Origin of the sequence: Rhodococcus sp. NKCM2511 (assembly GCF_014905595.1) — a bacterium.
GTDB classification, from domain to species: Bacteria; Actinomycetota; Actinomycetes; order Mycobacteriales; family Mycobacteriaceae; genus Rhodococcoides; species Rhodococcoides fascians.
Genome location: NZ_BNHJ02000002.1, coordinates 69,533 through 93,627 on the forward strand (window position 1 = coordinate 69,533; position 24,095 = coordinate 93,627).

Sequence of the window (24,095 nt, forward strand, 5' to 3'; positions counted from 1 at the left end):
GCGCTACGGGTAGGTCGATCAGTCTCGCAGCTTGAGCCCGCGACTGTCGGGAACATTGCCGACGAGAATCAGCACGGCGTCCACGACATGCCACACGAACAGTCCGAACAACAGAATCAGGCCGAGGCCGAACACCACGGTCAGCAGCACGCCGAAGAAGAACAGCAGCAACTGCGCGACGCCGATTCCGGTGCTACCGATGTAGAAACGACCCACGCCGAGCCAGCCGAGGAACAGCTGAAGTAGTCCACCGACGATCTTCGATTTGTCCGACAACGGTTCACCGGTGACCGGATCCCGCCCGTACGGCGCGTCGGGTCCGACACCGAAACCGGGCCCGGCCGAAAAGCCCTGTGCTTGGCCATAATTCTGCTGGCCATAGCCCTGCTGGCCGTAACCCTGCTGCTGGCCATACCCTTGCTGGCCGTAGCCCGACTGCTGGCCATACCCCTGTTGGCCGTATCCCCCGGTCTGGCCGTACCCCTGTGGTGGACCGTAGGGCGACTGTTGGCCGTAACCCGGCTGACCGTATCCCTGGTACTCGGATCCCGGTGTCGGGTAACCGGCGGACGGCGGAAGGCCACCGATCGAATTGTCGATAATGCCGTCCGGGCTGGGGGCCGGATAGCTAGGAGTACTGGACCAGCCGGGCCCGTTGCCGATACCCGAATAGGTGTCCCAGCCCGGTCCGGTAGAACCGGCGGGACCGTGCGAGGGTGCAGACTCGGATGTCGCGGGCGGCTCGGAGAGCGACGCCTCGGCCGTTGCGTCGTAGTCGAACGGTGTACCGAAAGAGCCGGCCGACTTGTCGGTGCCGCCGCCCGAATCAGCAGGGTCGGGGTGTGCCCTCTTCTCGAAATCAACCACGGGTACTGCCTTCTTCCTCGGCTTTCTTCTCGGACGATGTCTCGCCCGTGCCTTCCTGCGTATCGCCGTCGGCGGACTCGCCACCCGTCTTGTCTTCGCTGTCGCGACCGTCGTCGTCGTTCGACTTCAATGCCGCCGGGTCTTCGCGACCCTTGGTGGCGAGAACGAAATACGCGACCGCGAGCACGAAGATGATCGCCGAGGTGAACGAGTTCACGCGAATGCCGGCGATCTTCGTCGCGAAGTCGTCTCGCATGAGTTCCACCCAGAACCGACCGACGCAGTATCCGGCCACGTAGAGCGCGAACAGTCGACCGTGGCCGATCGTGTACTTCCGGTCGACGAGTACCAGGAGGACGACGATCAGGACGCTCCACAGCAGTTCGTAGAGAAACGTCGGGTGGACGACCTTCTCGACCATTCCGGTGGACACGCCGTTCAGCGGATCGAGCCGGCCGTTCGCATCGAGTCGCTCGTAGATCTCGAGACCCCACGGTTGCGTGGTTTCGCGACCGTAGAGCTCCTGGTTGAAGTAGTTGCCGATGCGGCCGATTGCCTGGGCCAGCAGGATCGGCGGGCCTACCGCGTCACCGAATGCCGGGAGTGGGATGCCGCGTCGACGACACGCGATCCAGGCGCCGACTCCGCCGAGGAACACCGCGCCCCAGATTCCGAGGCCGCCATTCCACACGTAGAGCGCCTCGATCGGCCGACCGCCGGCACCGAAGTACGTCTTCCAGTCGGTGGCCACGTGGTACAGCCGGCCACCGAGAAGCCCGAAAGGTACGGCCCACACGGCGACGTCGAGGACCGTGCCCTTGGTTCCGCCGCGAGCGACCCACCGGCGATCTCCCCACACCACGGCCACCACGATGCCGATGATGATGAACAGGGCGTAGGCACGGAGCGCGAGCGGTCCGACGTGCCACACCCCCTGCGCGGGACTGGGAATGTAGGCCAGGAAGGCGGTCGAAGTCACGACGCTACGTTAGCGGAGCGGACACCCTCGGCGAGTTCGGTCGTCAGGTCACGAACCGCGTCGAGACCGTTGTCGACAGCGGTCACCAAAGCCGAGCCGACGATAACCGCGTCGGCATACTTCGCGATCTCGGCAGCCTGTGCACCCGACCGAACGCCGAGACCGACGCCGATCGGAATGTCGGAATGCTCGCGGATACGCGCCGCCAACGCCGGTGCCATCGAGGACACTGCGTCGCGGGCACCGGTCACGCCCATCGTCGAGGCGGCGTAGACGAAGCCGCTGCTGGCTTCGACGGTGCTGACGAGTCGCTCCTCCGTCGTCGACGGTGCGACGAGGAAGATTCGGTCGAGTCCGTACCGATCCGAGACCTCGATCCATTCCTGAGCCTCATCGGGGATCAGGTCGGGAGTGATGATGCCGAGTCCACCCGCATCGGCGAGGCTCCGGGCGAAATTCTCGATGCCGTATTTGAGCACCAGGTTCCAGTAGGTCATGACGACCGCTTTACCACCCGCGGCGGCGACCTGCTCGGTGACGGCGAAGACGTCCTTGACCCGGGCACCGGCTCGTAGCGCCACGTCTGCAGCAGCTTGGATCGTGGGGCCGTCCATCACGGGATCGGAGTACGGGATGCCGACCTCGACGATGTCGCACCCGGCATCGACCATGGTCTTGAAGACCTCGATCGACCGGGGGACGGTCGGAAAGCCGGCGGGCAGGTATCCGACGAGTGCAGCGCGCCCTTCGGCACGGCACTGGGCGAACGTCCCGGAGAGGCGAGAGTCGTTGTTGCTCATGGCTTGATACCTGCTTCGTCGTCCACGTTCGCTTCGCCGTCTCCGTCGATCAGACCGAACCACTCGGCTGCGGTGTCGACGTCCTTGTCGCCGCGACCGGACAGGTTGACCAGGATGATGGCACCTTCACCCAGTTCCTTGCCGAGGGTGAGTGCGCCGGCGATGGCGTGCGACGATTCGATGGCCGGGATGATGCCCTCGGTGCGGCACAGCAGCTTGAAGGCGTTCATCGCCTCGGTGTCCGTCACGCCGCGGTACTCGGCGCGCCCGATGTCGTGCAGGTACGAATGCTCGGGTCCGACCCCGGGATAGTCCAATCCTGCTGAGATGGAATGGGATTCAACGGTCTGGCCGTCCTCGTTCTGCAGCAGGTACGAGTAGGCACCGTGCAGGGCTCCAGGCGTACCACCGCTGATGGTCGCCGCGTGACGACCGGTCTCGACTCCGTCGCCGGCAGCCTCGAACCCGACGAGACGGACATCGGCGTCGTCGATGAACGCGTGGAAGATTCCGATGGCGTTGGACCCGCCGCCGACGCAGGCCGCGATGGCATCGGGCAGGCGGCCGGTGGACGCGAGGACCTGCTGCCGCGCTTCGAGGCCGATGATGCGCTGGAAATCGCGGACCATCACCGGGAACGGATGCGGCCCCGCGACGGTTCCGAAGCAGTAATAAGTGTTGTCGGCGTGGGTGACCCAGTCTCGCAGTGCCTCGTTGATCGCATCCTTGAGAGTGCGCGAACCGGACTTCACTGCGACGACTTCCGACCCGAGCAAACGCATCCGGGCAACGTTGAGGGCCTGGCGCTCGGTGTCGACCTCACCCATGTAGACGACGCAGTCGAGACCCATCAGGGCACAGGCCGTGGCGGTCGCGACGCCGTGCTGACCGGCACCGGTCTCTGCGATGACACGAGTCTTGCCCATTCGCTTCGCGAGCAGAACTTGCCCGAGCACGTTGTTGATCTTGTGAGAACCGGTGTGATTCAGGTCTTCTCGCTTGAGCAGGATCCGAGCGCCACCGGCGTGCTCGGACAACCGGGTCGCCTCGAACACCGGAGATGGGCGACCGGTGTAATCGCGCTGCAGCCGATCCAGCTCACCGAGGAACTCGTTGTCGCTGCGCACTTTCTCGTACTCGGCGGTGACTTCCTCGATCACACCCATCAACGCCTCGGGCACGAACCTGCCCCCGTACACGCCGAAGTGACCGCCCACATCGGGCTCGTGCGCGCTGCGATCGGTGAGGCCGATGCTGCTCTGCGGCAGATCAGCGCCCTTGAAGCGGACTACCTGAGGGGCGTCCGCGGCGGAAGAAGTTTGGCTGGTGCTCACCGCTCCAGTGTGCCCCAACGGCGGACCGTCGCCGCGTTCGGGTGGGGTGCCGGTTCAGCGTGCGGGTTTCGGGCACGACGGGTGCGTGCCCGCCGTCACCAGGTCCGAGACCGCAGTGCGCGGATCGCCCGCGGTGACCAGACCTTCTCCGACCAACACTGCGTCGGCGCCGGCTCCGGCGTACGCGAGAAGGTCGGCGGTGCCCCGCACTCCCGACTCGGCAACGCGAATGATCTCACTGGGCAGACCGGGCGCGATACGGCCGAAACTGTCGCGATCGATCTCAAGGGTCTTGAGGTTGCGGGCGTTGATACCGATGACGCTGGCACCCGCCTCGAGTGCGCGATCGGCCTCGGCCTCGGTGTGGACCTCGACGAGTGCCGTCATGCCGAGTGACTCCGTGCGATCGAGAAGAGACGTGAGTGCGTCCTGCTCCAGGGCCGCGACGATCAGCAGGATGACGTCCGCGCCGTGGGCTCGGGCCTCGTGGATCTGGTACGGACCGACGATGAAATCCTTGCGCAGCACAGGGATCGAGACTGCGGCTCGCACCGCGTCGAGATCGGCGAGCGATCCCCGGAATCGACGCTCTTCGGTCAACACGCTGATGACGCGGGCGCCACCCTGCTCGTAGGCACGCGCGAGCACCGCAGGATCACCGATGTCGGCCAACGCGCCCTTGGACGGGCTCGCACGCTTGACCTCGGCAATGACGCCGATGCCGTCCTCGCGGAGGGCAGCCGCCGCGTCGAGAGGTGCCGGGGCCAGCTTCGCTGCTGCCTTCACCGCAGCGAAATCGATCACCGATTCGCGCGCGGCGACGTCGGCTCGTACACCGTCGAGAATCGAGTCGAGAACAGTCATGGTGCCCCAGTCCTTTCTGAGCGTCGACATTCGATGTGAGGAATCTCATCGAGGTCGGAACCTAGCGTAGAGGGCCGAATCAATCCGACGAACGCCGGGTACCGGACTCGTCGGTAGGGTCTTCACCGGCATCGAGCGCGTCCCACATCATGCGCTCGGTCAGGTCTTCACCCTCGTCCTGTGCACCCACGGCGGACGTGGTTCCAGCGGCCCGGCGAGCCACTTCGTCGCGCCGCACAGCCGGAGCTGCGTACTTGGACGAGAGTACCTGTGGGCCAAAAGATTTCCGAATCGACAGGGCAGCCGCCGCGAACGCACACAGGGCCCCTGCGAGCGTGATCAGCGCGGGCAGTGTCGATGCCGTCGTCATCGTCACCTCGGCACGAGCCGGGAGCTCGGCGAGCGCAGCCGCCTCCGAGTCCGAAGCCCCCGCGGCGAGTAGCCGAACGGCCGGAATCGCCGCAGCGATCGCAACCACCGCGATGAGCAATGCCAGAACCCGAGATGCCCACCCGCGCACCGCGAACGAGGCCGCCACAGCAGCGACAAGCACCAAGGCGAGAGGAGTCGTCGCCGCGGCCCAGGTACTGCCGACGAGATCGTCGGTCCGGCTCTCGCCGAGACCGTCGGAGGACGTCACGCTCACCCACGTCATTCTGGACGCACCCCACAGGCATGCGGCCGCAACCACGAGCAGCACGACAGGCAGAACGGCCGATCCGCGGCCGCCGGAGCGTTCGGTCATCGGCCACCGACCTCACGCAGCGTTTCGGCTGCTGCGACGGCACTCAGCACGGCCATGGCCTTGTTCCTCGCTTCGTCGTCCTCGTACTCCGCTACCGAGTCGGCCACGACTCCGGCACCGGCCTGCACGTACGCCGTGCCGTCCTTGATGAGCGCGGTGCGAATCGAGATTGCGGTATCGGCGTCCCCGGCGAAGTCGAGATAGCCGACGATGCCGCCGTAGATGCCACGCCGCGTCGGCTCGAGCTCGTCGATCAGTTCCATCGCCCGCACCTTGGGTGCACCCGACAGCGTGCCCGCGGGGAAGCACGCCTTGACTGCGTCCAGAGCCCGCTTTCCCTCGGCGAGACGTCCCGTCACCGTCGACACCAGGTGCATGACGTGGCTGTAGCGCTCGATATGGCGGTAGTCGCCCACGCGCACCGTCCCGGGAGCACACACTCGGCCGAGATCGTTGCGACCGAGATCGACGAGCATCAGATGCTCCGCGTTCTCCTTCTCGTCGGCCAGCAGATCCTTCTCGAGCAGCACGTCGTCCTCCTCGGAGGCACCGCGCCAGCGCGTACCGGCGATCGGGTGCGTGGTCGCGAGACCGTCCTTGACCGTCACGAGAGCTTCGGGGCTGGATCCGACGATCGAGAACGCCGTCTCGTCGTTCTCCCCCGGCACGTGCATCAGATACATGTACGGGCTGGGATTCGAGGCCCGCAGCATGCGATAGACGTCGAGAGGAGACGCCTCGGTGTCCATCTCGAAGCGCTGCGAGAGCACCACCTGAAACGCTTCACCGGCCTCGATCTCCTCGACCAGCCGCTCGACATCGGCACCGAATCCCTCCGATGTCCGCTGCCTGCGGAAACGGGGCGCGGACTTGGAGAAGACCGACACCGTCGACGCAGCAGGCTCGGACAGATCCGCGCACATCCGGTCCAGGCGACTCACCGCGTCGTCGTAGGCCCGGTCGACGTGCTCGTCGGTGCCGTTCCAGTTGACCGCGTTCGCGATCAGGGTGATCGATCCTTCGTGATGGTCCACGGCCGCCAGATCGGTGGCCAGCAACATGACCATCTCGGGGATGCCGAGGTCGTCCTGCGCATGTTCGGGCAGCTTCTCGATGCGCCGCACCGAGTCGTATCCGAGATATCCGACCATTCCGCCGGTCAACGGCGGCAGGCCCGGCACGCGCTCGGAATGGAGTAGCTCCAAGGTTCGAGCCAACACGTCGAGGGGGTCACCGCCGCTCGGGACACCTGCGGGCACGTTGCCGCGCCACGCGGCCTCGCCGTCGACCACCGTCAGCGCCGCAGGCGCACCCGCACCGATGAACGACCATCTCGACCACGACCGCCCGTTCTCCGCGGATTCGAGCAAGAACGTTCCGGGTCGGTCGGCGGCAAGCTTGCGGTACGCCGACAACGGAGTTTCGGAGTCGGCGAGCACCTTTCGCGTCACCGGCACCACTCGATGCTCGGCGGCGAGCTGGCGGAACACCTCCCGGGACGTGGTCGAGTCCGCGGCATCGGTGGGTTGGGCGTCGATGGGTGCGGCGTCCATGGATGCGGTCTCGGTGGGGCTCGTGTGGGGAGTCGTCTCGCCGTGCATGACCCCATCCTCCCAGGTTCGGCGGCGACACCCTCGCGCGCGGTAACCTGCCGACCATGAAACCAGGCGAGCTCGTTCCCGATTTTTCCCTGCCGGACCAGACCGGAAAGCTGCGAACGCTGACCGAATTGCTGACCGACGGTCCGATAGTGCTGTTCTTCTACCCGGCTGCATTCACCCCCGGATGCACCGCCGAAGCCTGCCATTTCCGCGATCTCGCAGGCGAATTCGCCGAGGTGGGTGCCACCCGGGTCGGCATCAGCGCCGACGCGGTCGCCAAGCAGGCCGAGTTCGCCGCCGCCAAATCGTTCGACTATCCGTTGCTCTCCGACGAGGACGGTGCCGTCGCGACCGCATTCGGGGTCAAGCGCGGCCTGCTCGCCAAGCTCTCCCCGGTCAAGCGCGCGACGTTCGTCATCGGTACCGACCGCAAGGTCCTCGAGAGTTTCTCCAGTGAGGTGCGATTCGAGGCCCACGCGGACAAGGCGCTGGAATACCTGCGCGCGCACCGCAGCTAGGTCGATTGTTCGACGCGATGCCTCGGGCCCGGGGATGCTCGAGGCATCATGTGCAGAACACAACTGTCTCGATCGAGAGGTACCCGCGATGGACACGTCGGCGACACCGAATGATGCGGTGGATCCCCGCTGGCTCACCGAGAGCCAGCAAGAGGCGTGGCGCGCGCTCGTCGCCCTGGTCACCCGACTGCCCGCAGCATTGGACGCCCAGCTGCAACGCGATTCGCAGTTGACCCACTTCGATTACTTCGTCCTCGCGGTCGTCAGCGAGAATCCACAGCGACGAATTCAACTGCGCGATCTCGCGGAGTACGCCAACGCGTCACTGTCACGTCTGTCGCACGTGGTCACCAAGCTCGAGAAAGCGGGATGGGTTCGCCGCGAGAGTATTCCGGGGAGCCGCGGTTCCTATGCGGTGCTGACCGACGCCGGCATGGAGAAGGTCGTGGCATCGGCGCCAGGACACGTCGAGACAGTGCAGGCTCTGATATTCGACGGATTGTCCGACGCGGAGGTGGGTCGACTGTCGACTCTGAGCACGACGCTACTCACTCAGCTGGACAAGGGAATTGCCGCAGGAACCGGTCACGCCTGAGCCGCGGGCCCCAACAGCACGTCGGAGTCGAAGCAGGTGTGGGTGCCGGTGTGGCATGCCGCGCCGATCTGGTCGACGACCAACAGCACTGTGTCCCCGTCACAATCGAGCCGCACCTCGTGCACGTACTGCGTGTGCCCCGAGGTCTCGCCCTTGACCCAGTACTGCTGCCTGGACCTGGAGTAGTAGGTACCCTTGCGCGTCGCGAGCGTGCGCGACAACGCTTCGTCGTCCATCCAGGCAACCATCAGTACCTGGCCGGTCGAGCGCTCCTGCACCACAGCACTGAACAGCCCGGCCTCGTTTCGCTTGAGCCGGGCGGACAGCGTCGGGTCGAGAGTCATCGAAAACCTCTTCGCTAGCGGACGACGATGCGCTCGGCGCGCATCGATTCTTTGACCTGGCCGATGGTGAGGTCCCCGAAGTGGAACACGCTTGCGGCAAGGACGGCGTCGGCTCCGGCGTGGACGGCGGGCGCGAAATGTTCGACGCGGCCTGCTCCTCCGCTGGCGATGACGGGAACGTGCACGGCGGACCGGACCGCCGCGATCATCGGCAGGTCGAATCCGGCCTTCGTGCCGTCGGCATCCATCGAATTGAGAAGGATCTCACCGACTCCCAGTTCGGCACCGCGTACTGCCCATTCGACGGCGTCGATACCGGTTCCACGCTTGCCGCCGTGGGTGGTGACTTCCCAGCCCGACGGGGTGTCCTGCTGACCCTGCGGGACGGTGCGTGCATCGACCGACAGGACGATGCACTGGGACCCGAATCGCTCACTGAGCTCGCGCAGCAACTCCGGCCGAGCGATGGCCGCGGTGTTGACGCTGACCTTGTCGGCACCGGCCCGCAGCAGTAGGTCGACGTCGGCGACAGTGCGTACTCCCCCACCGACGGTCAGGGGAATGAACACCTGCTCGGCGGTGCGGCTGACGACGTCGAGCATGGTTCCTCGATCGGATGTGGACGCCGTGACGTCGAGGAACGTCAGTTCGTCGGCTCCCTGTGCGTCGTACGCTGCCGCGAGCTCGACGGGATCACCTGCGTCGCGGAGGTTTTCGAAGTTGACGCCCTTGACGACACGTCCGGCGTCGACATCGAGGCACGGGATCACTCTGACCGCAACGCTCATCGCACCGGTCCTTCCAGATAGTCGCCGGGTGCACCGAGTTCGGTGATCACCTTCAGCAGTTCGCCGTGTACTCCTGGGCCGGCCGCGAGCACCGACTTCGAATCGATGGTCCACGGTCGGCCTGCGAGATCGGTGACGATTCCGCCCGCAGCACGAACCAGCAGGGCCCCGGCCGCGTTGTCCCAGGCGCGGTACCCGAAGACCACCGCACCGCCCAGTACGCCGCTGGCGGTGTACGCCAAATCGACTCCGGTGGCACCGTGCATGCGCAGCCGCGAGGAGTGCATCGACAACTCTTCGAGAATGCGAAACCGGAAGCGGCCGGGGATGGATCCACGGCTGGCAACGTTGAACGCACCGAACCCGATCATCGACTCGCGCAACGACTTCGGTTGCAGTGCGGGCAGCGGGGCCCCGTTCAGAAGCAACGGGCCGTCTGCCACGGCAGAGAATCGCTGATTCACCAGCGGTAGCCACGTCAGCCCGAGGACCGGCACCCCGTCGTCGAGCAACGCCAACAACGTTCCGGCAGAGGGCAATCCGGAGGAGTAGTTGAACGTGCCGTCGATCGGGTCGAGTACCCATACGAGACCGGAGTTCAGATCGGGACCGCCGAACTCTTCACCGTGAACGGAGATTCCGGTGGCGTCGTACAGTTCCGCGCCCAGACGACGCTCGAGTTCGAGGTCCACCGCGGTGGCGAAGTCGTCGGGCCCCTTCTGCACGGCACTCGGTGCGCCGACGCCCGCGAGGAACCGATCATGGATGCCGTCGAGCAACCCACCGGCGATCTCGAGCAGACGACTCGGTTCCTCGGGAAGGGTCATTCGTCGTTACCGAGACACTGCCGCGAGGGCATCGGGCAGTGTGAAACGCCCGGCGTACAAGGCTTTTCCGACGATGGATCCCTCCACGCCACGGTCGACCAGTCCGGCGATCGCTTCGAGGTCGGCGATCGTCGACACGCCGCCGGACGCGATGACCGGCTTGTCGGTCCTGTCGCACACGTCGGCCAGAAGTTCGAGATTCGGGCCGGTCAGGGTGCCGTCCTTGGTGACGTCGGTGACGACGTACCGCGAGCAGCCGTCACGTTCGAGCCGCTCGAGTACCTCCCACAGGCCACCGCCGTCGCTGACCCAACCGCGGCCACGCAGACGAGGCGCGCCGTCCACCATCAGCACGTCGAGGCCGACCGCGACACGATCGCCGAATTCGCCGATCGCCCGAGCGCACCACTCGGGGTCTTCCAGAGCCGCCGTACCCAGGTTCACGCGTGCGCATCCGGTTGCGAGGGCGGCGCGCAGGGAATCGTCGTCGCGAATTCCGCCCGAGAGCTCGACCTTCACATCGAGCTCACCGACCACCGAGGCCAACAGTTCACGGTTGGACCCGCGCCCGAACGCTGCATCGAGATCCACCAGATGGACCCACTCGGCGCCGTCGTTCTGCCACGCCAGGGCGGCATCACGGGGCGAACCGTACTTCGTTTCGCTACCGGCTTCCCCTTGAACGAGACGGACAGCTTCGCCGCCTGCGACATCGACAGCAGGCAATAAGACCAGGCTCACGTGCGGTTATGCTACGGGCCGACTCGCGTCGAATTCAAAACGGGTCAGCACTGCCTGGATCCGCAGGCCGCCGGGACGAACCGTCAGCTGTCGGGACCGAGTTCCTTGCGCGTCATGCGCGTGGACACGACCCCCATGGCCGTGATGGCCCCGACAACTCCGGCCAACGCGATGAGCAGAGCAACGCCGGCGGTGGGCTGCCACACAGCAATCGACACGGTCGCGAGGGCAAGTACCGCAACTGCCGCCCCGAGCGCTCGAAACGCCAACCGGCCGAGCGAGAACTCGCGTTCGCTCACACCGATCGAACCCAGTTCTCGAGCAACGCGGCACCGGCGTCGCCGGACTTCTCGGGGTGGAACTGCGTGGCCGAGAGCGCGCCGTTCTCCACGGCAGCGAGGAAGCGGCCACCGTGATCGGCCCACGTGAGCAACGGCGCGGCGATGGTTTCGCTCGGTTCGAGCTCCCACTGCTGCGCGGCGTAGGAATGGACGAAATAGAACCGTGTCTCGCGGTCGATGCCGTCGAACAGCACGCTGTTCTCCGGAGCGTCGACGGTGTTCCAACCCATGTGCGGGAGCACTTCGGCCTTCAGGCGTTCGACAGTGCCTGGCCATTCGCCGCACCCGTCCGCCTCGACGCCGAACTCGACACCGCGATCGAAGAGGATCTGCATGCCGACGCAAATTCCCAGTACCGGGCGGCCACCCGCGAGACGACGCCCGATGATGCGCTCACCTCGAACGGCCGTCAGACCCTCCATACAGGCGGCGAATGCACCGACCCCGGGAACCACCAGCGCTTCTGCATTCAGGGCTTCGTCGAAGTCGGAGGTCACCGTCACGTCGGCACCGACGCGGGCCAACGCCCTTTTCGCCGAGTGCAGATTGCCCGAGCCGTAGTCGAGCAACACCACAGAAGTCATGGAACGAGTCTATCGGGGACGTGGACGCGCGATCAGTGCCACCGCCGCGACAACGGCAACGGTGGCTGCACCTGCAGTGAACCCGGCGGTGTAGCCCACACTCGTCGCGATCACACCGAGGGCGAGCGCCCCTGCGCCGGTACCGGCATCGAAGCTGATGTTCCACACGGCACTGGCGCTGCTGTACCGCGCGGGCCCCGCCGCGTCGAAGGCCATCACCAGACTGTCGTTCTGGCATGCGCCGTAACCGATTCCGAACAACACCGCGGCAACGAAGAACAGTGCGGCAGGCATGGCACCCGCGGCGGCAACGGCGAACAAACCGACGCCCAGGGCGGCGGAGATGAGCGCAGGCACCACCGACCGGCCGATTCCGATGCGATCGGCAACCGAGCCGGCGGCATATCGACCGACCAACATCGCGGCACTGACCACGGCGAGGGCCACGCCGATCATCGCGGCTCGGTCGGATTCGGCGATCGGCAGCAGACTGGTGATGCCACCGTACGACGCCGACACCGACGCAACGACGAGGCACGGCACCAGGAATCGCCGGGCGTCGAGGCGGACCCGGTCGACCCGAGCCGGTTGCGGTGCGGGCCGGGTAGGCGGCAACAGAGCCACCCCGATCAAGCCCGCAGCGGGAACCAGAGCCCCCAGTACGAACACCGCCGTCGGGCTGGCCGCGAAGATCACCAGGCCCAGCGGCAACGTCACCATCTGCGACAGCGCGACCGCGATCCCCTGTGCTCCCGTCGCGCGGCCGAGCAAGTGGGTCGGTGCCAACTCGGCGACGATGGCGGCCCCGGCGACCGTCAACATTCCGAAACCCGTGCCCCGCAGCGCCGATACGGCCAATGCCGGTACGGCCTGCACCGACACGACGAACAGCAACGCGGGAACACCCAGAAGCAGGCAACCGGCCGCAAGCACGGGCCGATGGCCGACGCGAACCAGCATCGAGGGAACGAACAGTTGGGTGATGACCGTGGTGGCCATGAAGATCGCGGTGCTGGCTGCCGCCACCGCGTCGGACGAACCCGATTGCGACACCGCCAGCGGAACCACCGGGAGCAACAGGCCCCAGCCGCCGAACGCGGCCGCACCCATGGCCATCGCGGCCGGGAGGCCACGAATCGAACTCAGACCACTCAACGCACGAGCACCGCTCGACCGATCACAGACTGCCCTTGGTGGAGAGAATTCCGGTGACCCGAGGGTCGTATTCGGTGGCCTGACGCAGCGCCCGAGCGACGGCCTTGAACTCCGCCTCGGTGATGTGGTGCTGGTCGCGGCCGTAGATGACGCGGACATGCAACGCGATCCGAGCGTTGGACGCCAAGGTCTCGAACACATGCTTGTTGATCACGGTGGAGTAAGGAACACCCGGGTAGCCGCCGATCACCGAGTGCACCATGTAGTCCGGCTCGCCGGTGTGCACGCAGTAGGGACGGCCGGACACGTCGACCGCCGCATGCACGAGTGTCTCGTCCATCGGAATGAACGAGTCGCCGAAGCGGGTGATGCCGGACTTGTCGCCGAGGGCTTGGCCCAACGCTTGCCCGAGCACGATCGCAGTGTCCTCGACCGTGTGATGCGCCTCGATCTCGATGTCGCCCTTGGCCCGCACGGTGAGATCGAAGCGGGCATGGGTGCCGAGGGCAGTGAGCATGTGGTCGTAGAACGGCACGCCGGTGGAGATGTCGACGATGCCGGTGCCGTCGAGGTTCAGCTCGACGGAGATGTCGGATTCCTTGGTGGTGCGCTCGATCTTGGCGATACGGGGAGCGGGTGTGGTCACTGCAGTGCCTCTGCTCTTTCGGTCGATGCGAGTTCCGAGCTGATGGTGAGGAATCGGTCGTTCTCGTGGGCGAGTCCGATGGTGACACGCAGATACCCGGGAATACCGACGTCGCGAATGAGGACGCCGTCGTCGAGATATCGCTGCCACGTCCGGGCGGCATCGACGAATCGGCCGAAGAGCAGGAAGTTGGCGTCGGACGGGATCACGTCGCATCCCTGGTCGGCAAGTGTTTCGGCAACACGATCGCGTTCGGCCGACAGTTCGGCCACGCTCGCGAGGGTGTCGTCGGCATGCCGCAACGCCGCCCGAGCGGCGGCTTGTGTGACCACCGAGAGGTGATAGGGCAAGCGCACCAACAGCATTGCGTCGATCACGGCCGGGGCCGCAACGAGGTATCCCAGCCGTCCGCCGGCGAACGCGAACGCCTTGCTCATGGTCCGACTGACGACGATCTTGCTGGGGTAGCTCTCGATCAATCCGATTGCGCTTGCCGCCGAAGAGAATTCGGCGTACGCCTCGTCGACCACGACGATTCCCGGTGCGGCGTCGAGGATTCGACGTAGATCTGCCTCGTCGATACTGTGCCCGGTCGGATTGTTGGGGCTGGTCACGAACACGACGTCCGGCTTACGCTCCTCGATCGCCTGCACGGCGTAGTCGACGTCGAGAGAGAAATCCGCCCGACGCTGCGCCGGAATCCACTCGGTCTGAGTCCCCGACGAAATGATCGGGTGCATCGAGTACGACGGCACGAAACCCAGCGCGGTACGGTCCGGCCCACCGAAGGCCTGGAGGAGTTGCTGCAGAATCTCGTTGGAGCCGTTGGCCGCCCACACGTTGGCAGTGTCGACCGCAAAGCCGGTTTGCCCGGTGAGATAACGCGCCAGGTCGGCTCGCAAGTCGTCTGCGTCGCGATCCGGATACCGGTGCAGCTGCGCCGCGGCGATGCGCACCGATTCGGCAACGTCGTCGATCAGTGCCTGCGTCGGCGGGTGTGGATTCTCGTTGGTGTTCAACTGAACCGGCACGGTGAGCTGCGGCGCGCCGTACGGCGACTTGCCGATCAGCGCCTCGCGCAACGGCAGATCGTCGAGCGAAATTGATTGCCCCAGAGCATCACTCATGATGTACCACCGGTCCGCAACCCCTCGAAACGCAGCCGAACGGCCTCACCGTGAGCCGGGAGATCTTCGGCGTTGGCCAGCGCAATGACGTGCGCAGCAACATCTTTCAGTGCGGCCTCGCTGTAGTCCACCACGTGGATCCCCCGCAGGAACGTCTGCACACTCAGGCCGGACGAATGCCGAGCGCACCCGGCCGTCGGCAGTACGTGATTCGACCCGGCGCAGTAATCACCCAAGCTGACCGGTGACCACGCCCCCACGAATACAGCGCCGGCGCTGCGCACGCGAGCGGCGACGTCGGACGCGTCCTTCGTCTGAATCTCCAGGTGTTCGGCCGCATAGGCGTTGACCACGGCCAGGCCCTGTGTGACGTCGTCGACCAGAACGATTCCGGACTGGCTACCGCTCAGCGCCGTGGTGACGCGTTCCGCGTGCCGGGTGGACGCCATCTGCGCATTGACAGCCTCGTCGACGGCATCGGCGAGTTCGAGGCTGTCGGTCACCAGCACACTGGCGGCCATCACGTCGTGCTCGGCTTGACTGATCAGGTCTGCTGCCACGTGGATCGGGTCTGCGGTGGCGTCGGCGAGAATCGCGATCTCGGTAGGGCCTGCCTCGGAGTCGATTCCAATGAGCGAACGACACAGTCGCTTGGCCGCCGTGACGTAGATGTTGCCCGGCCCGGTGATCAGATCGACCGGTGCCAGTTCTTCGCCGTCGGTGTCGACACCGCCGTACGTGAGCAGAGCGATGCCCTGACCGCCGCCGACGGCCCAGACCTCGTCGACCCCGAGGAGCTGCGCGGCCGCCAGGATCGTCGGGTGGGGTAATCCACCGAAGTTCTTCTGCGGCGGCGACGCCACCACCAGCGAACCGACGCCAGCGATCTGCGCAGGCACCACGTTCATCACGACCGACGACGGGTACACAGCGTTGCCACCGGGCACGTAGAGACCCACGCGATCGACCGGAATCCAGCGCTCGGTCACCGTGCCGCCGGGCACCACCTGGGTGGTGTGGTCGGTGCGACGTTGATCCGAGTGCACCAGTCGGGTTCGCTCGATCGCGACCTCGAGGGCGGCCCGGACGGCCGGGTCCAGCTCGTCGAGAGCTCGAACCAATTCCTGCTGCGGAACCCGAACGCGGTCCGGACGGACTCCGTCGAACTTCTCGCTGAACTCGAGGGCCGCGTCGGCCCCACGGTCCTTGACGGCGTCGACGACGGGCCGAACCTGATGCAGCACCGAATCGACATCCACTCCGCCTCGGGGAAGAGCGCCGCGTAGTTCGGCAGTGGATGGAGTTCGTCCGCGTAGATCGACGCGGGCGAGCTCGATGCGGGCAGGCATAGTGGGCCCCTTCGTGGAGTCGGTTCGGTGCCGGGGTTCGGTCGAATCAGTGTTGTCCGAACCACCAGGATAGTTCCACCGAATTCGGCTCAGCCCCGCACGTCCCACAGATGGTGGATGGGATCGTGAATGTAGTAGGCCGCCAGAGTCTCGACGGTGAAATGGGAACCGTCGCTGCGTCGCCCTCTGCGATCACGGTCTTCCGGCGGCACAGCCGAGAAGGCGTCGGCCAATGCATGTGCCGCTTCCCCGAGTTCCGACGCCACCGTCGCCGGATTCTGCGCGTTGTAGTTCTCGGCCACGGCCGTGGCGTCCTGGTCCCAGTTGTCGAACTCGGGGTCGTCCTCGGTCAGCACCAGCGCCAACCGAGTGCGGAATATGCGGTGTGCATCCCGAACATGTGCGCCGTATTCGAGCGCCGACCACGTCGAATCGTCGGGCCGCACTGACGCGTCCTCGCGATGGAGCACTGCGATCCATCGATCCACGTCGCCGCGAATCAACCCGGGCACGGCGTCGTAGTCGACGGCGCTCGAGTCGAACCCGCAATCGGGGCAGGCACTCTCGAGGACCCACGTCCAGTTCTTGGTATCGGGTTCGATCGGCATGCGGGTCACTGTAGAGCAGGGCCCGCTGACGACACTGTCCACAATCCGCGTCCCCGAACGGCGAAGCCGTTCCCAGGCGTGAAATGTGGACAGTGCTGTCGTTCGATTCGTCAGGCGTAACGAGCAGCCAGATTGTGCAGTGTGCGCTTGATCCCCTGCGCATTCTTCTGCGGCATCTTGAACAACTCGAGCATTTTCGGAACCTTGGCGGTGCCGTAGACGAAGCTCTCGGTGACAGTGGTCAGGCCGGGCTGCTTCTCCTCGAATTCCCAGCGCCAGCTGTGGCCCATCGGGTGCTGCCACTCGATGATCTTGTGTCGATCCGCATCCACGAACTCGGTCACGGTGCTGGTGATCTTGTACGGCACGCCGTACTGCTTCATGCCGACGGAGAATTTCGCGCCGCTGCTCAGCCTCTCGGGTCCACGGACGGTGTCCTTGACTGTGCCGGATCCGTCCAGCTCGCCGTGCCGGGTGGGATCGGCCACGATGTCGAACAGTTCGGCTGCCGGTGCCCGAACCTCGGTCTGTCTCGTGACCTGCTGGGGACCGGTGTCGATGGTTCTGATGTCTGCCATCTGCAGCGTCTACCCCACAATGACCGTATCGACACCCGGCCACCGCGCAGAATGCGAATTGACGGGCGTAGTTCAATGAACACATGTCCTGGTCAGTGTGGCTCGCCTTCCTCGGCGCGAGCATCGTCATCAGTCTGTCTCCCGGAGCCGGAGCCATCGCGTCGATGTCCACAGGTCTGCGCTACGGCCTGCGCCGCGGGTACTGGAACATCTTCGGGCTGCAGATCGGCCTGCTTGTCCAGATCGGCATCGTCGCAGTCGGACTCGGTGCCGTCCTTGCCAATTCGGCCCTGGCCTTCACCGCGATCAAGTGGTTCGGTGTCGCCTATCTGGTCTACCTCGGCATTCGCCAGTGGCGGTCGGCTCCGTCCGAAGTCGCGGACGCCCCCGCAGTGGCGGATCGAGGCACGACGATGCTCGCGCGAGGATTTCTCGTCAACGCGAGCAACCCGAAAGCCGTCGTGTTCATGGTCGCTGTGCTGCCCCAGTTTCTCGACCCGACGCGGCCGCTGACCACCCAGTACCTCGCCATCGCGGCGACCATGGTCGTCGTCGACATGCTGGTGATGACCGGTTACACCTCCTTGGCATCGCGAGCCCTCCGCATGATGCGGTCCCACCGTCAGCAGAAGACCATGAACCGCACGTTCGCCGGCCTATTCTTTGCCGCCGCAACATTTCTGGCCACGGTACGAAGGGTGACCCCATGAGGAAATACCGCGTGATCATGAAGAATGCGCTCGGCGGAGATCCGATTCCGTTGGGGCTCTTCGACACTCTGCTCGAAGCCAACACCTGGATTCAGGACGTGGGTAAGCGGGACGAGCACGAACTCGGCACGTACTCGGTCGAAGTGGAGGTCGACGAGTGAGTACACGGTGTCCGTGTTCGAGTGGGGACACGTTCGATGCCTGTTGCGAGCCGTACCTGACGGGCCCCGTCGATGCGCCGACGGCCGAGAAGTTGATGCGCTCGCGCTTCACCGCGTTCGCCGTCGGTGACGTTGCCTACCTGCGGACGTCCTGGCATCCCGACACCGCACCGGCCGACCTGGAGTTGGACCCCGACCAACGGTGGTATCGACTCGACATCCTTGCTGCCGACGCAGGCGGACTTTTCGACGAGACCGGCACCGTGCAGTTCGAGGCACGGTACAAGCATCCCGACGGTGCCGGCACGATGTCGGAGATCAGCCGTTTCGTCCGGGTCGACGGCCGGTGGCGCTACCTCGACGGAGTCGTCGCTCCCTAGAGGTTGCGTAGTTTCGTGGGCCGATTGCCCGCGGTGCGACGCGCTTCCTGCTTCTCCTTGATGCGCTCGGCATCCTTGCGAACCTGGATCTGAGTCCGACGCTCGCGTACCAGCCACTGCGGTGGGCTGGCGATCAGTTCCTCGATCTCCACACTGGTCAACGCTTCGGTGACTCCGCCGCGTGCCAATCCGGCGATGGACACGTCGAGCTTCTTCGCGATCACGTCGCGGGGGAAGGGCCCGTCGGTCTGCAAGTCGGTCAGCCACTGCGGCGGATCGCTGCGCAGGGCGTCCAGGTCGGATCTGCTGATCATCGAGTTCTGGAACTCTTCCGGCGCTGCGGGTAGATAGATGCCGAGCTTGTTCGCCGCGGTCAATGGCTTCATGGTCTGCTGTTTGTTCTCCGGGCTCACCGGACCAGCTTATCCGGCAATCGGCGGTCCCGACGCCACCGTCCCGCGCTTCGTGCACCGTCCCATAGGCTCGACTCCGTGAACATCGATGTGCAGACACTGCGCTGGTATGCGGCAGTGGCGCAACAACTGCATTTCGCCCGCGCTGCTCAGTCGCTCGGAATCTCCCGAATCCGCCTCAGCAAGACCGTGGTGGAACTCGAAGAGTTGCTCGGCGTCGACCTGTTCGTGCCGGGTGCCTCCCCCACCGAACTCACCGCCGACGGACGCGATCTGCTCGAACGCGCGTTGGTCGAGATCGCCGAGGACGATCGGCGTTCGGAGGTTGCACAGGTTGCTGCCGGCGAGCCGCGCAGTTTCACCATCGGATACGCCGAGGGCGTAACACTGACCAAGTGGACGCGAATCTGGGCCGATCGGTTTCCCGATGTCGCCTTGTCCGTCGTGGCCACGACTCCGGACACGCAGGTGTCTCATCTGCGTGATGGAACGGTCGACGTCGGCTTCGTCAGGCCGCCGATCGATCGTGAAGGTCTGAACGCCATCGGGCTGTACCAGGAAGTCCAGGTCGTGGTGGTGCCCAAAGACCATGCGGTCGCAGCATTCGACTCGGTCACCGCGCTGGACCTCGCGGACGAACACCTGCTCGCCGATCCGACCACGGTGCCCGAATGGGCTGCTGTTGCAACAGAACTGAGCACCGGCGATCGTCCCGCACTGCCACCGATGACCAGCACAGCGGAGACTTTCGAGTACGTGGCCGCTGGGCTGGGCGTGGCGATCGTCCCGCACTCGGTTGCGCGATTCAACGCTCGCAAAGATCTCGTGTACCGCCCGGTCACCGACGTCGAGCAGACACAGATCGCACTGGCCTGGGTGGCGGAGCGGGAAGACGACCGCATCGAAGAATTCATCGGCATCGTGCGTGGCCGGTCCACGCGAAGTTCACGCGGATCTTCGGACGACGCGCCCGCCAAGAAGAAGAAGGCGCAGCCCTCCAAACCGGCTCGACCGGCCGTCAAGACCAAAACGAACGCACGCCGCAGCGGAAAGAGACGCTAGCCGGGCATCGCCCTCGTGCGCGTTGTGTGCCCCCGGAGGTACGCACAACGCTCACGACTACGAGGGGCGCAGCCGTAGCCGATCGATGTCACGTCGATCCCGCTTGGTCGGACGGCCCGTTCCGCGGTCGCGCCGGGGAACCGACGCCAGAACCTCTTTCGGTGGTGGCGGCGGACTGCGATCGATCATGCACTCGGGTACCACCGATGCGCCGACGCGTTTGGTGATGGCACGTACGACGACGACGATCTTCTCCACGCCCTCCACGCGCAGCCGGATCTCGTCGTCCGGCCCGATGCGTTGGCCGGGCTTTGCGGGGGTGCCGTTGACGCGGACATGCCCACCGCGACAGGCTGCGGCAGCGGCAGACCGCGTCTTGAACAGTCGCACCGCCCAGATCCAGCTGTCCAGACGGGCACTCTGCAATTCCATCTTCGAACGTCTTCCTCGAATCGTGAGGCTCGGCTACATGTCCAGGCCGAGGTCGAGCACTGTCACCGAGTGTGTCAGACCGCCCACCGCCAGGAAGTCGACCCCCGTACGCGCGTAATCCCGAGCCACGTCGACGGTCAGTCCACCCGAGGATTCCAACTTGGTGTCCGGCGCGAACTTGTCGCGGCGCTGCACTGCCATCTGCGTCTGCCACAGCGCGAAGTTGTCCAGCAGAACGAGTTCGACGTTCTCGGCGAGCACCTCGTCGAGTTGTTCGAGACTGTCGACCTCTACCTCGCAGGCGATGTTCGGCGCAGCGGCACGCACGGCTCGCAGGGCAGCGACGACGGAGCCGGCCGCCGCGACGTGGTTGTCCTTGATCAGCGCGGCGTCACCGAGACCCATCCGATGGTTGACACCGCCGCCCGCCCGTACCGCGTACTTCTGCAGCGATCGCAGTCCGGGCAACGTCTTTCGACTGTCTCGAATGCGACACTCGGTCTCTGCGACCTCGGCGACCCAGCCGGCCGTGGCAGTTGCGATACCCGACAGGTGACAGACGATATTGAGCATGGTGCGCTCGGCGGTGAGCAATCCACGGTTGGGAGCTTCGACCGTCAGAACAGCCTGTCCGGGTTCGACATTCGATCCGTCGGCGGTCCTGTGGCGGATCGAGTACGCGCCCGAACCGATCACCTCGTCGAGAACCAGCAGTCCGACATCGAGGCCCGCGAGGGTGCCGAACTGTCGAGACACCACCGACGCCGTGGCCACGGCGTCCTCGGGAACCGTTGCCATGGTGGTGATATCCGGCCCGTACCGGAGATCCTCGTCGAGCGCGGTGCGGATGAGTGCGAGAACCTCGTCGCGGTCGACTCCCGGGTTCACTTCGTCGGCAGTACCGGTCATGTCAGCTTGCTCCCGTCATCACGTCATCGTTCACGATCGTCAGTCGTCCGTTCTCGTCGCGTTCGACATACAGGCTCCGTCGGTACTCGGGCCTGCTGTCCGGGAAATCCCGTCGGGTGTGACACCCTCGGCTCTCTCGGCGGTGCGCCGCAGCCAGCACGATCACGTCTGCCGCTGCCGTCAGGGCGGCATCCTCGACCGCTACGCCGTCGACCGGCGGTTCCGACACCACGCCGTGTGCCAGCACGTTCTGTGCGTCCGCAAGACCGGACGCATCGCGGACGACACCGACGTGCGTGGTCATGGTTCGCTGCAGTACCGCGCGATCGATCCGCCGGTAGACAGGCAGTGCGGTATCGGACACCGCGACCGTGGTTCCGACCCGCTCCGCGGCGACGAGCGCAGCGCGTTCGCCGACCACCAGACCCTCGAGCAGACTGTTCGACGCCAGCCGGTTGGCACCGTGCAGCCCGGTGCGCGCCACCTCACCCGCAGCGAGCAATCCCGAGACGGACGTCCGTCCGAACGTGTCGGTCACGACTCCCCCGCACGAGTAGTGCGCGGCGGGTGCCACGGGGATGAGATCCGTTGCGGGATCGATGCCGGCGTCCAGGCACGATGCCGTCACGGTCGGGAAACGCTCACGCACGTGCTCCACGCGACGGGCGTCCAGCAACACGTGGTCGTCGCCGCTGCGGTACAGCAACTCGGCGATGGCACGCGAGACCACGTCGCGTGGAGCGAGGTCGCCCATGGGATGAACACCGTCCATGAATGCGCGGCCGGTGGCATCGACCAAGCGTGCACCCTCTCCGCGCACCGCTTCGCTGATCAACGGGCGACGGCCCGTCGACCCTGCGGCGAACAGCACGGTCGGGTGGAACTGAACGAACTCCAGATCCGCGATCCGTGCGCCCGCATCGAGTGCCAGTGCAATGCCGTCGGCCGTGGCACCGGCCGGGTTGGTACTGCACGAGAACAGTTGTCCCAGGCCGCCTGTCGCGAGCAACACCGTCGGAGTGCGAACGACGCCGACACCGCGAGGCCCGCGCACGAGGAGTCCGGCCACCTCGCCGTCGGTGGTCAGTACACGCAGCGCGGTGGTGTCGAATTCCACCGATGGCACTGCGGAGTCCAGTGCGCGTTGTACCTCCGCTCCGGTGGCATCGCCGCCGGAATGGATGATTCGGCGAACACTGTGGCCACCCTCTCGGGTGCGGGAAACCGAACCGTCGGGCGCGCGATCGAAATGTGCGCCGGCGACTTCGAGCGACGCGATCGCCGCGCGGCCGCCCGACACGATGGAACGCACCGCATCCTCGTCGCACAGGCCCGCGCCTGCTGCGCAGGTATCCGACACGTGCGCATCGATCGAGTCGCCGAGATCGGTGCCGACGACTGCGATTCCGCCCTGCGCATACTTGGTCGCGGTGTCGACCGAACTGCCCTTGCTGACCGTCAGCACGCGCAGACCGCGAGCGGCGGCCGTGCGAGCCGCGGTCAGTCCGGCGATTCCGCCGCCGACGACGACGAGGTCGGCCGCGGTTTCCCAGGCGACCGACGGGTTCACTCGCCGCCGCCGGGTGTGCCGATCTCGATCATGCGTTGCACCGACTTGCTGGCGATGTTCGCCGTTTCGAGGTCGACGTGGACCTCGTCGCGCCCTTCGACGAGGCAGCGCAACAGCGCGGCGGGCGTGATCATCTTCATGTATCCGCACGACGCGCGGTCGTTGACGGCCAAGAAGTCGACATCGGGTGCAGCCCTGCGGAGTTGATGCAGCATCCCGATCTCGGTGGCGACCAGAACCTGCTTGGATTCGGTGGCGCGGGCCGCGTCGAGCATGCCGCCGGTGGAGAGGATCTTGACCTTGTCGGCGGGCACGAATCCTTCGCCGGCGAGGTAGAGAGCCGAGGTGGCGCAACCGCATTCGGGATGCACGTAGAGCTCTGCATCGGGGTGGGTTCGAGACTTCTCGGCGAGCTCGTCGCCGTTGATGCCTGCGTGGACGTGGCATTCACCGGCCCAGATGTGCAGATTCTCGCGCCCGGTCACGCGCTTGACATGAGCCCCGAGGAACTGGTCGGGCAGGAAGAGGATGTCGCGGCTCGGATCAATCGATTGCACGACCTCGACCGCGTTGGACGAGGTGCAGCAGATGTCGGTGAGCGCCTTGATCTCGGCTGTCGTGTTGACGTAGGAGACGACGACGGCATCCGGGAAGTCTGCTTTCCACTCGCGCAACTGCTCGGCAGTGATCGAGTCGGCGAGCGAGCAACCCGCACGCTGGTCCGGGATCAGGATCGTTTTCTGCGGGCTGAGTATCTTGGCGGTCTCGGCCATGAAGTGCACGCCGCAGAACACGATGGTGTCCTCGGATACCTCGGCGGCCATGCGCGAGAGCGCGAGCGAATCACCCACGTGATCGGCAACGTCCTGAATCGCAGGCAGCTGGTAGTTGTGCGCCAGCAGGGTCGCACCTCGCAGATCGGCGAGCCGTCGCACTTCCGCGGCCCATTCAGCCGACGCGTCGACTCCCCCGTAACCACCGGCTCCATCGACGATGTCGCGGACTCCGGCGAAAGCCGAGTCCAGGAAGTTCACCTGGGTAGCGCTGCTGGTCATGACGGTTCTCCT

Annotated in this window: 30 protein-coding genes; 6 read left to right on the forward strand and 24 right to left on the reverse strand. The window is 65.7% G+C overall.

Annotation, left to right across the window (positions count from 1 at the left end; genetic code table 11):
• Positions 1 to 18: 18 nt before the first annotated feature.
• The 7 genes from JLZ96_RS16895 to JLZ96_RS16925 all read right to left on the reverse strand — a co-directional run bounded on the left by JLZ96_RS16895 (position 19) and on the right by JLZ96_RS16925 (position 7,142).
• Entirely contained in the window at positions 19 to 867 is an 849-nt protein-coding gene (locus JLZ96_RS16895) for a TM2 domain-containing protein (RefSeq protein WP_201010794.1), read from the reverse strand.
• Positions 860 to 1,846 (reverse strand): prolipoprotein diacylglyceryl transferase, encoded by a 987-nt coding sequence (lgt, locus tag JLZ96_RS16900; RefSeq protein WP_032368071.1) that lies wholly within the window; start codon positions 1,844 to 1,846, stop codon positions 860 to 862. Before lgt ends, JLZ96_RS16895 begins: the two co-directional genes overlap by 8 nt.
• Positions 1,843 to 2,646: a tryptophan synthase subunit alpha gene (gene trpA, locus JLZ96_RS16905; RefSeq protein WP_027497278.1), complete on the reverse strand. Its 804-nt coding sequence runs from the start codon at positions 2,644 to 2,646 to the stop codon at positions 1,843 to 1,845. Before trpA ends, lgt begins: the two co-directional genes overlap by 4 nt.
• Complete coding sequence (gene trpB / locus JLZ96_RS16910) at positions 2,643 to 3,914, reverse strand: tryptophan synthase subunit beta (protein ID WP_045841352.1); 1,272 nt, start codon at positions 3,912 to 3,914, stop codon at positions 2,643 to 2,645. Before trpB ends, trpA begins: the two co-directional genes overlap by 4 nt.
• 120 nt (positions 3,915 to 4,034) lie before the next feature.
• Complete coding sequence (trpC, locus tag JLZ96_RS16915) at positions 4,035 to 4,844, reverse strand: indole-3-glycerol phosphate synthase TrpC (protein WP_027497280.1); 810 nt, start codon at positions 4,842 to 4,844, stop codon at positions 4,035 to 4,037.
• A gap of 79 nt (positions 4,845 to 4,923) precedes the next feature.
• Positions 4,924 to 5,589 (reverse strand): TIGR02234 family membrane protein, encoded by a 666-nt coding sequence (locus JLZ96_RS16920; RefSeq protein ID WP_027497281.1) that lies wholly within the window; start codon positions 5,587 to 5,589, stop codon positions 4,924 to 4,926.
• The gene (locus JLZ96_RS16925; RefSeq protein ID WP_228139413.1) at positions 5,586 to 7,142 is read right to left on the reverse strand and encodes an anthranilate synthase component I; all 1,557 of its coding nucleotides are present in this window, start codon (positions 7,140 to 7,142) and stop codon (positions 5,586 to 5,588) included. The genes JLZ96_RS16920 and JLZ96_RS16925 overlap by 4 nt, the downstream gene beginning before the upstream one ends.
• A gap of 104 nt (positions 7,143 to 7,246) precedes the next feature.
• Here JLZ96_RS16925 and JLZ96_RS16930 point away from each other — a divergent pair, with 104 nt between their 5' ends.
• Complete coding sequence (locus JLZ96_RS16930) at positions 7,247 to 7,708, forward strand: peroxiredoxin (protein ID WP_032400005.1); 462 nt, start codon at positions 7,247 to 7,249, stop codon at positions 7,706 to 7,708.
• Between the two features lie 88 nt (positions 7,709 to 7,796).
• The gene (locus tag JLZ96_RS16935) at positions 7,797 to 8,303 is read left to right on the forward strand and encodes a MarR family winged helix-turn-helix transcriptional regulator (RefSeq protein WP_045841353.1); all 507 of its coding nucleotides are present in this window, start codon (positions 7,797 to 7,799) and stop codon (positions 8,301 to 8,303) included.
• Here the strand turns inward: JLZ96_RS16935 and hisI are convergent.
• From hisI to JLZ96_RS16995, 12 genes are all read right to left on the reverse strand, one after another.
• The gene (gene hisI, locus JLZ96_RS16940; protein WP_027497285.1) at positions 8,294 to 8,647 is read right to left on the reverse strand and encodes a phosphoribosyl-AMP cyclohydrolase; all 354 of its coding nucleotides are present in this window, start codon (positions 8,645 to 8,647) and stop codon (positions 8,294 to 8,296) included. The two genes, JLZ96_RS16935 and hisI, sit on opposite strands and share 10 nt — an antisense overlap.
• 14 nt (positions 8,648 to 8,661) lie before the next feature.
• Positions 8,662 to 9,435: an imidazole glycerol phosphate synthase subunit HisF gene (gene hisF / locus JLZ96_RS16945; protein WP_027497286.1), complete on the reverse strand. Its 774-nt coding sequence runs from the start codon at positions 9,433 to 9,435 to the stop codon at positions 8,662 to 8,664.
• Positions 9,432 to 10,262, reverse strand: a complete 831-nt coding sequence (locus JLZ96_RS16950; protein WP_201010795.1) for an inositol monophosphatase family protein — start codon at positions 10,260 to 10,262, stop codon at positions 9,432 to 9,434. Before JLZ96_RS16950 ends, hisF begins: the two co-directional genes overlap by 4 nt.
• A 6-nt stretch (positions 10,263 to 10,268) precedes the next feature.
• Positions 10,269 to 11,003, reverse strand: a complete 735-nt coding sequence (gene priA / locus JLZ96_RS16955) for a bifunctional 1-(5-phosphoribosyl)-5-((5-phosphoribosylamino)methylideneamino)imidazole-4-carboxamide isomerase/phosphoribosylanthranilate isomerase PriA (RefSeq protein WP_027497288.1) — start codon at positions 11,001 to 11,003, stop codon at positions 10,269 to 10,271.
• A gap of 83 nt (positions 11,004 to 11,086) precedes the next feature.
• Positions 11,087 to 11,302: a hypothetical protein gene (locus tag JLZ96_RS16960; protein ID WP_027497289.1), complete on the reverse strand. Its 216-nt coding sequence runs from the start codon at positions 11,300 to 11,302 to the stop codon at positions 11,087 to 11,089.
• On the reverse strand, positions 11,299 to 11,928 hold the full coding sequence (gene hisH / locus JLZ96_RS16965; RefSeq protein WP_201010796.1) for an imidazole glycerol phosphate synthase subunit HisH: 630 nt from the start codon (positions 11,926 to 11,928) through the stop codon (positions 11,299 to 11,301). The genes JLZ96_RS16960 and hisH overlap by 4 nt, the downstream gene beginning before the upstream one ends.
• Before the next feature lie 9 nt (positions 11,929 to 11,937).
• Positions 11,938 to 13,044 (reverse strand): MFS transporter, encoded by a 1,107-nt coding sequence (locus JLZ96_RS16970; protein WP_032400002.1) that lies wholly within the window; start codon positions 13,042 to 13,044, stop codon positions 11,938 to 11,940.
• Positions 13,045 to 13,105: 61 nt separating this feature from the next.
• The gene (gene hisB, locus JLZ96_RS16975) at positions 13,106 to 13,729 is read right to left on the reverse strand and encodes an imidazoleglycerol-phosphate dehydratase HisB (protein WP_027497292.1); all 624 of its coding nucleotides are present in this window, start codon (positions 13,727 to 13,729) and stop codon (positions 13,106 to 13,108) included.
• Positions 13,726 to 14,856 (reverse strand): histidinol-phosphate transaminase, encoded by a 1,131-nt coding sequence (locus tag JLZ96_RS16980; protein WP_201010797.1) that lies wholly within the window; start codon positions 14,854 to 14,856, stop codon positions 13,726 to 13,728. Before JLZ96_RS16980 ends, hisB begins: the two co-directional genes overlap by 4 nt.
• The gene (hisD, locus tag JLZ96_RS16985) at positions 14,853 to 16,205 is read right to left on the reverse strand and encodes a histidinol dehydrogenase (protein WP_048318774.1); all 1,353 of its coding nucleotides are present in this window, start codon (positions 16,203 to 16,205) and stop codon (positions 14,853 to 14,855) included. Before hisD ends, JLZ96_RS16980 begins: the two co-directional genes overlap by 4 nt.
• A gap of 89 nt (positions 16,206 to 16,294) precedes the next feature.
• Positions 16,295 to 16,813: a DinB family protein gene (locus JLZ96_RS16990; protein ID WP_032386918.1), complete on the reverse strand. Its 519-nt coding sequence runs from the start codon at positions 16,811 to 16,813 to the stop codon at positions 16,295 to 16,297.
• A gap of 110 nt (positions 16,814 to 16,923) precedes the next feature.
• The gene (locus JLZ96_RS16995; protein ID WP_201010798.1) at positions 16,924 to 17,391 is read right to left on the reverse strand and encodes an SRPBCC family protein; all 468 of its coding nucleotides are present in this window, start codon (positions 17,389 to 17,391) and stop codon (positions 16,924 to 16,926) included.
• A gap of 83 nt (positions 17,392 to 17,474) precedes the next feature.
• On the opposite strand from JLZ96_RS16995, the gene rhtB reads away from it, so the two are divergent.
• Genes rhtB through JLZ96_RS17010 form a run of 3 tightly spaced genes read left to right on the forward strand, consistent with a single transcriptional unit; the run spans position 17,475 to position 18,642 of the window.
• Entirely contained in the window at positions 17,475 to 18,101 is a 627-nt protein-coding gene (gene rhtB / locus JLZ96_RS17000; RefSeq protein WP_201010799.1) for a homoserine/homoserine lactone efflux protein, read from the forward strand.
• 11 nt (positions 18,102 to 18,112) lie between these two features.
• Positions 18,113 to 18,262, forward strand: coding sequence for a hypothetical protein (locus JLZ96_RS17005; protein WP_162269907.1), 150 nt, complete (start codon positions 18,113 to 18,115; stop codon positions 18,260 to 18,262).
• The gene (locus JLZ96_RS17010) at positions 18,259 to 18,642 is read left to right on the forward strand and encodes a YchJ family protein (protein ID WP_201010800.1); all 384 of its coding nucleotides are present in this window, start codon (positions 18,259 to 18,261) and stop codon (positions 18,640 to 18,642) included. Before JLZ96_RS17005 ends, JLZ96_RS17010 begins: the two co-directional genes overlap by 4 nt.
• Here JLZ96_RS17010 and JLZ96_RS17015 read toward each other — a convergent pair.
• Positions 18,639 to 19,055 carry a DUF5997 family protein gene (locus JLZ96_RS17015; protein WP_027497299.1) on the reverse strand — a complete coding sequence of 139 codons (417 nt, stop codon included), beginning with the start codon at positions 19,053 to 19,055 and terminating at the stop codon, positions 18,639 to 18,641. The two genes, JLZ96_RS17010 and JLZ96_RS17015, sit on opposite strands and share 4 nt — an antisense overlap.
• A 78-nt stretch (positions 19,056 to 19,133) precedes the next feature.
• Between JLZ96_RS17015 and JLZ96_RS17020 the strand changes: the two genes are divergently transcribed.
• Positions 19,134 to 20,117: a LysR family transcriptional regulator gene (locus JLZ96_RS17020; RefSeq protein ID WP_201010801.1), complete on the forward strand. Its 984-nt coding sequence runs from the start codon at positions 19,134 to 19,136 to the stop codon at positions 20,115 to 20,117.
• Between the two features lie 57 nt (positions 20,118 to 20,174).
• On the opposite strand, the gene JLZ96_RS17025 is transcribed toward JLZ96_RS17020, so the two are convergent.
• From JLZ96_RS17025 to nadA, 4 genes are read right to left on the reverse strand one after another with little or no spacing between them, the layout of a single operon-like run.
• Positions 20,175 to 20,549: an RNA-binding S4 domain-containing protein gene (locus JLZ96_RS17025; RefSeq protein ID WP_032386923.1), complete on the reverse strand. Its 375-nt coding sequence runs from the start codon at positions 20,547 to 20,549 to the stop codon at positions 20,175 to 20,177.
• A 33-nt stretch (positions 20,550 to 20,582) separates the two neighbouring features.
• Positions 20,583 to 21,458, reverse strand: coding sequence for a carboxylating nicotinate-nucleotide diphosphorylase (gene nadC, locus JLZ96_RS17030; protein ID WP_201010802.1), 876 nt, complete (start codon positions 21,456 to 21,458; stop codon positions 20,583 to 20,585).
• A 1-nt stretch (position 21,459) separates the two neighbouring features.
• Positions 21,460 to 23,028 (reverse strand): L-aspartate oxidase, encoded by a 1,569-nt coding sequence (locus JLZ96_RS17035; RefSeq protein WP_201010803.1) that lies wholly within the window; start codon positions 23,026 to 23,028, stop codon positions 21,460 to 21,462.
• Positions 23,025 to 24,083: a quinolinate synthase NadA gene (gene nadA / locus JLZ96_RS17040; protein ID WP_048318691.1), complete on the reverse strand. Its 1,059-nt coding sequence runs from the start codon at positions 24,081 to 24,083 to the stop codon at positions 23,025 to 23,027. The genes JLZ96_RS17035 and nadA overlap by 4 nt, the downstream gene beginning before the upstream one ends.
• Positions 24,084 to 24,095: the final 12 nt, after the last annotated feature.

Coding starts and splice junctions, on each gene's coding strand:
- JLZ96_RS16990 (WP_032386918.1), bottom strand. CDS start 16,813: ATGCCGATCGAACCCGATACCAAGAACTGGACGTGGGTCCTCGAGAGT.
- JLZ96_RS16935 (WP_045841353.1), top strand. CDS start 7,797: ATGGACACGTCGGCGACACCGAATGATGCGGTGGATCCCCGCTGGCTC.
- JLZ96_RS16970 (WP_032400002.1), bottom strand. CDS start 13,044: ATGGCCATGGGTGCGGCCGCGTTCGGCGGCTGGGGCCTGTTGCTCCCG.
- trpA (WP_027497278.1), bottom strand. CDS start 2,646: ATGAGCAACAACGACTCTCGCCTCTCCGGGACGTTCGCCCAGTGCCGT.
- nadC (WP_201010802.1), bottom strand. CDS start 21,458: ATGACCGGTACTGCCGACGAAGTGAACCCGGGAGTCGACCGCGACGAG.
- JLZ96_RS16920 (WP_027497281.1), bottom strand. CDS start 5,589: ATGACCGAACGCTCCGGCGGCCGCGGATCGGCCGTTCTGCCTGTCGTG.
- JLZ96_RS16950 (WP_201010795.1), bottom strand. CDS start 10,262: ATGACCCTTCCCGAGGAACCGAGTCGTCTGCTCGAGATCGCCGGTGGG.
- hisH (WP_201010796.1), bottom strand. CDS start 11,928: ATGACTTCTGTGGTGTTGCTCGACTACGGCTCGGGCAATCTGCACTCG.
- hisF (WP_027497286.1), bottom strand. CDS start 9,435: ATGAGCGTTGCGGTCAGAGTGATCCCGTGCCTCGATGTCGACGCCGGA.
- hisI (WP_027497285.1), bottom strand. CDS start 8,647: ATGACTCTCGACCCGACGCTGTCCGCCCGGCTCAAGCGAAACGAGGCC.
- JLZ96_RS17025 (WP_032386923.1), bottom strand. CDS start 20,549: ATGGAATTGCAGAGTGCCCGTCTGGACAGCTGGATCTGGGCGGTGCGA.
- JLZ96_RS16980 (WP_201010797.1), bottom strand. CDS start 14,856: ATGAGTGATGCTCTGGGGCAATCAATTTCGCTCGACGATCTGCCGTTG.
- JLZ96_RS16995 (WP_201010798.1), bottom strand. CDS start 17,391: ATGGCAGACATCAGAACCATCGACACCGGTCCCCAGCAGGTCACGAGA.
- JLZ96_RS16930 (WP_032400005.1), top strand. CDS start 7,247: ATGAAACCAGGCGAGCTCGTTCCCGATTTTTCCCTGCCGGACCAGACC.
- hisD (WP_048318774.1), bottom strand. CDS start 16,205: ATGCCTGCCCGCATCGAGCTCGCCCGCGTCGATCTACGCGGACGAACT.
- JLZ96_RS16925 (WP_228139413.1), bottom strand. CDS start 7,142: ATGGACGCCGCACCCATCGACGCCCAACCCACCGATGCCGCGGACTCG.
- nadA (WP_048318691.1), bottom strand. CDS start 24,083: ATGACCAGCAGCGCTACCCAGGTGAACTTCCTGGACTCGGCTTTCGCC.
- trpC (WP_027497280.1), bottom strand. CDS start 4,844: ATGACTGTTCTCGACTCGATTCTCGACGGTGTACGAGCCGACGTCGCC.
- rhtB (WP_201010799.1), top strand. CDS start 17,475: ATGTCCTGGTCAGTGTGGCTCGCCTTCCTCGGCGCGAGCATCGTCATC.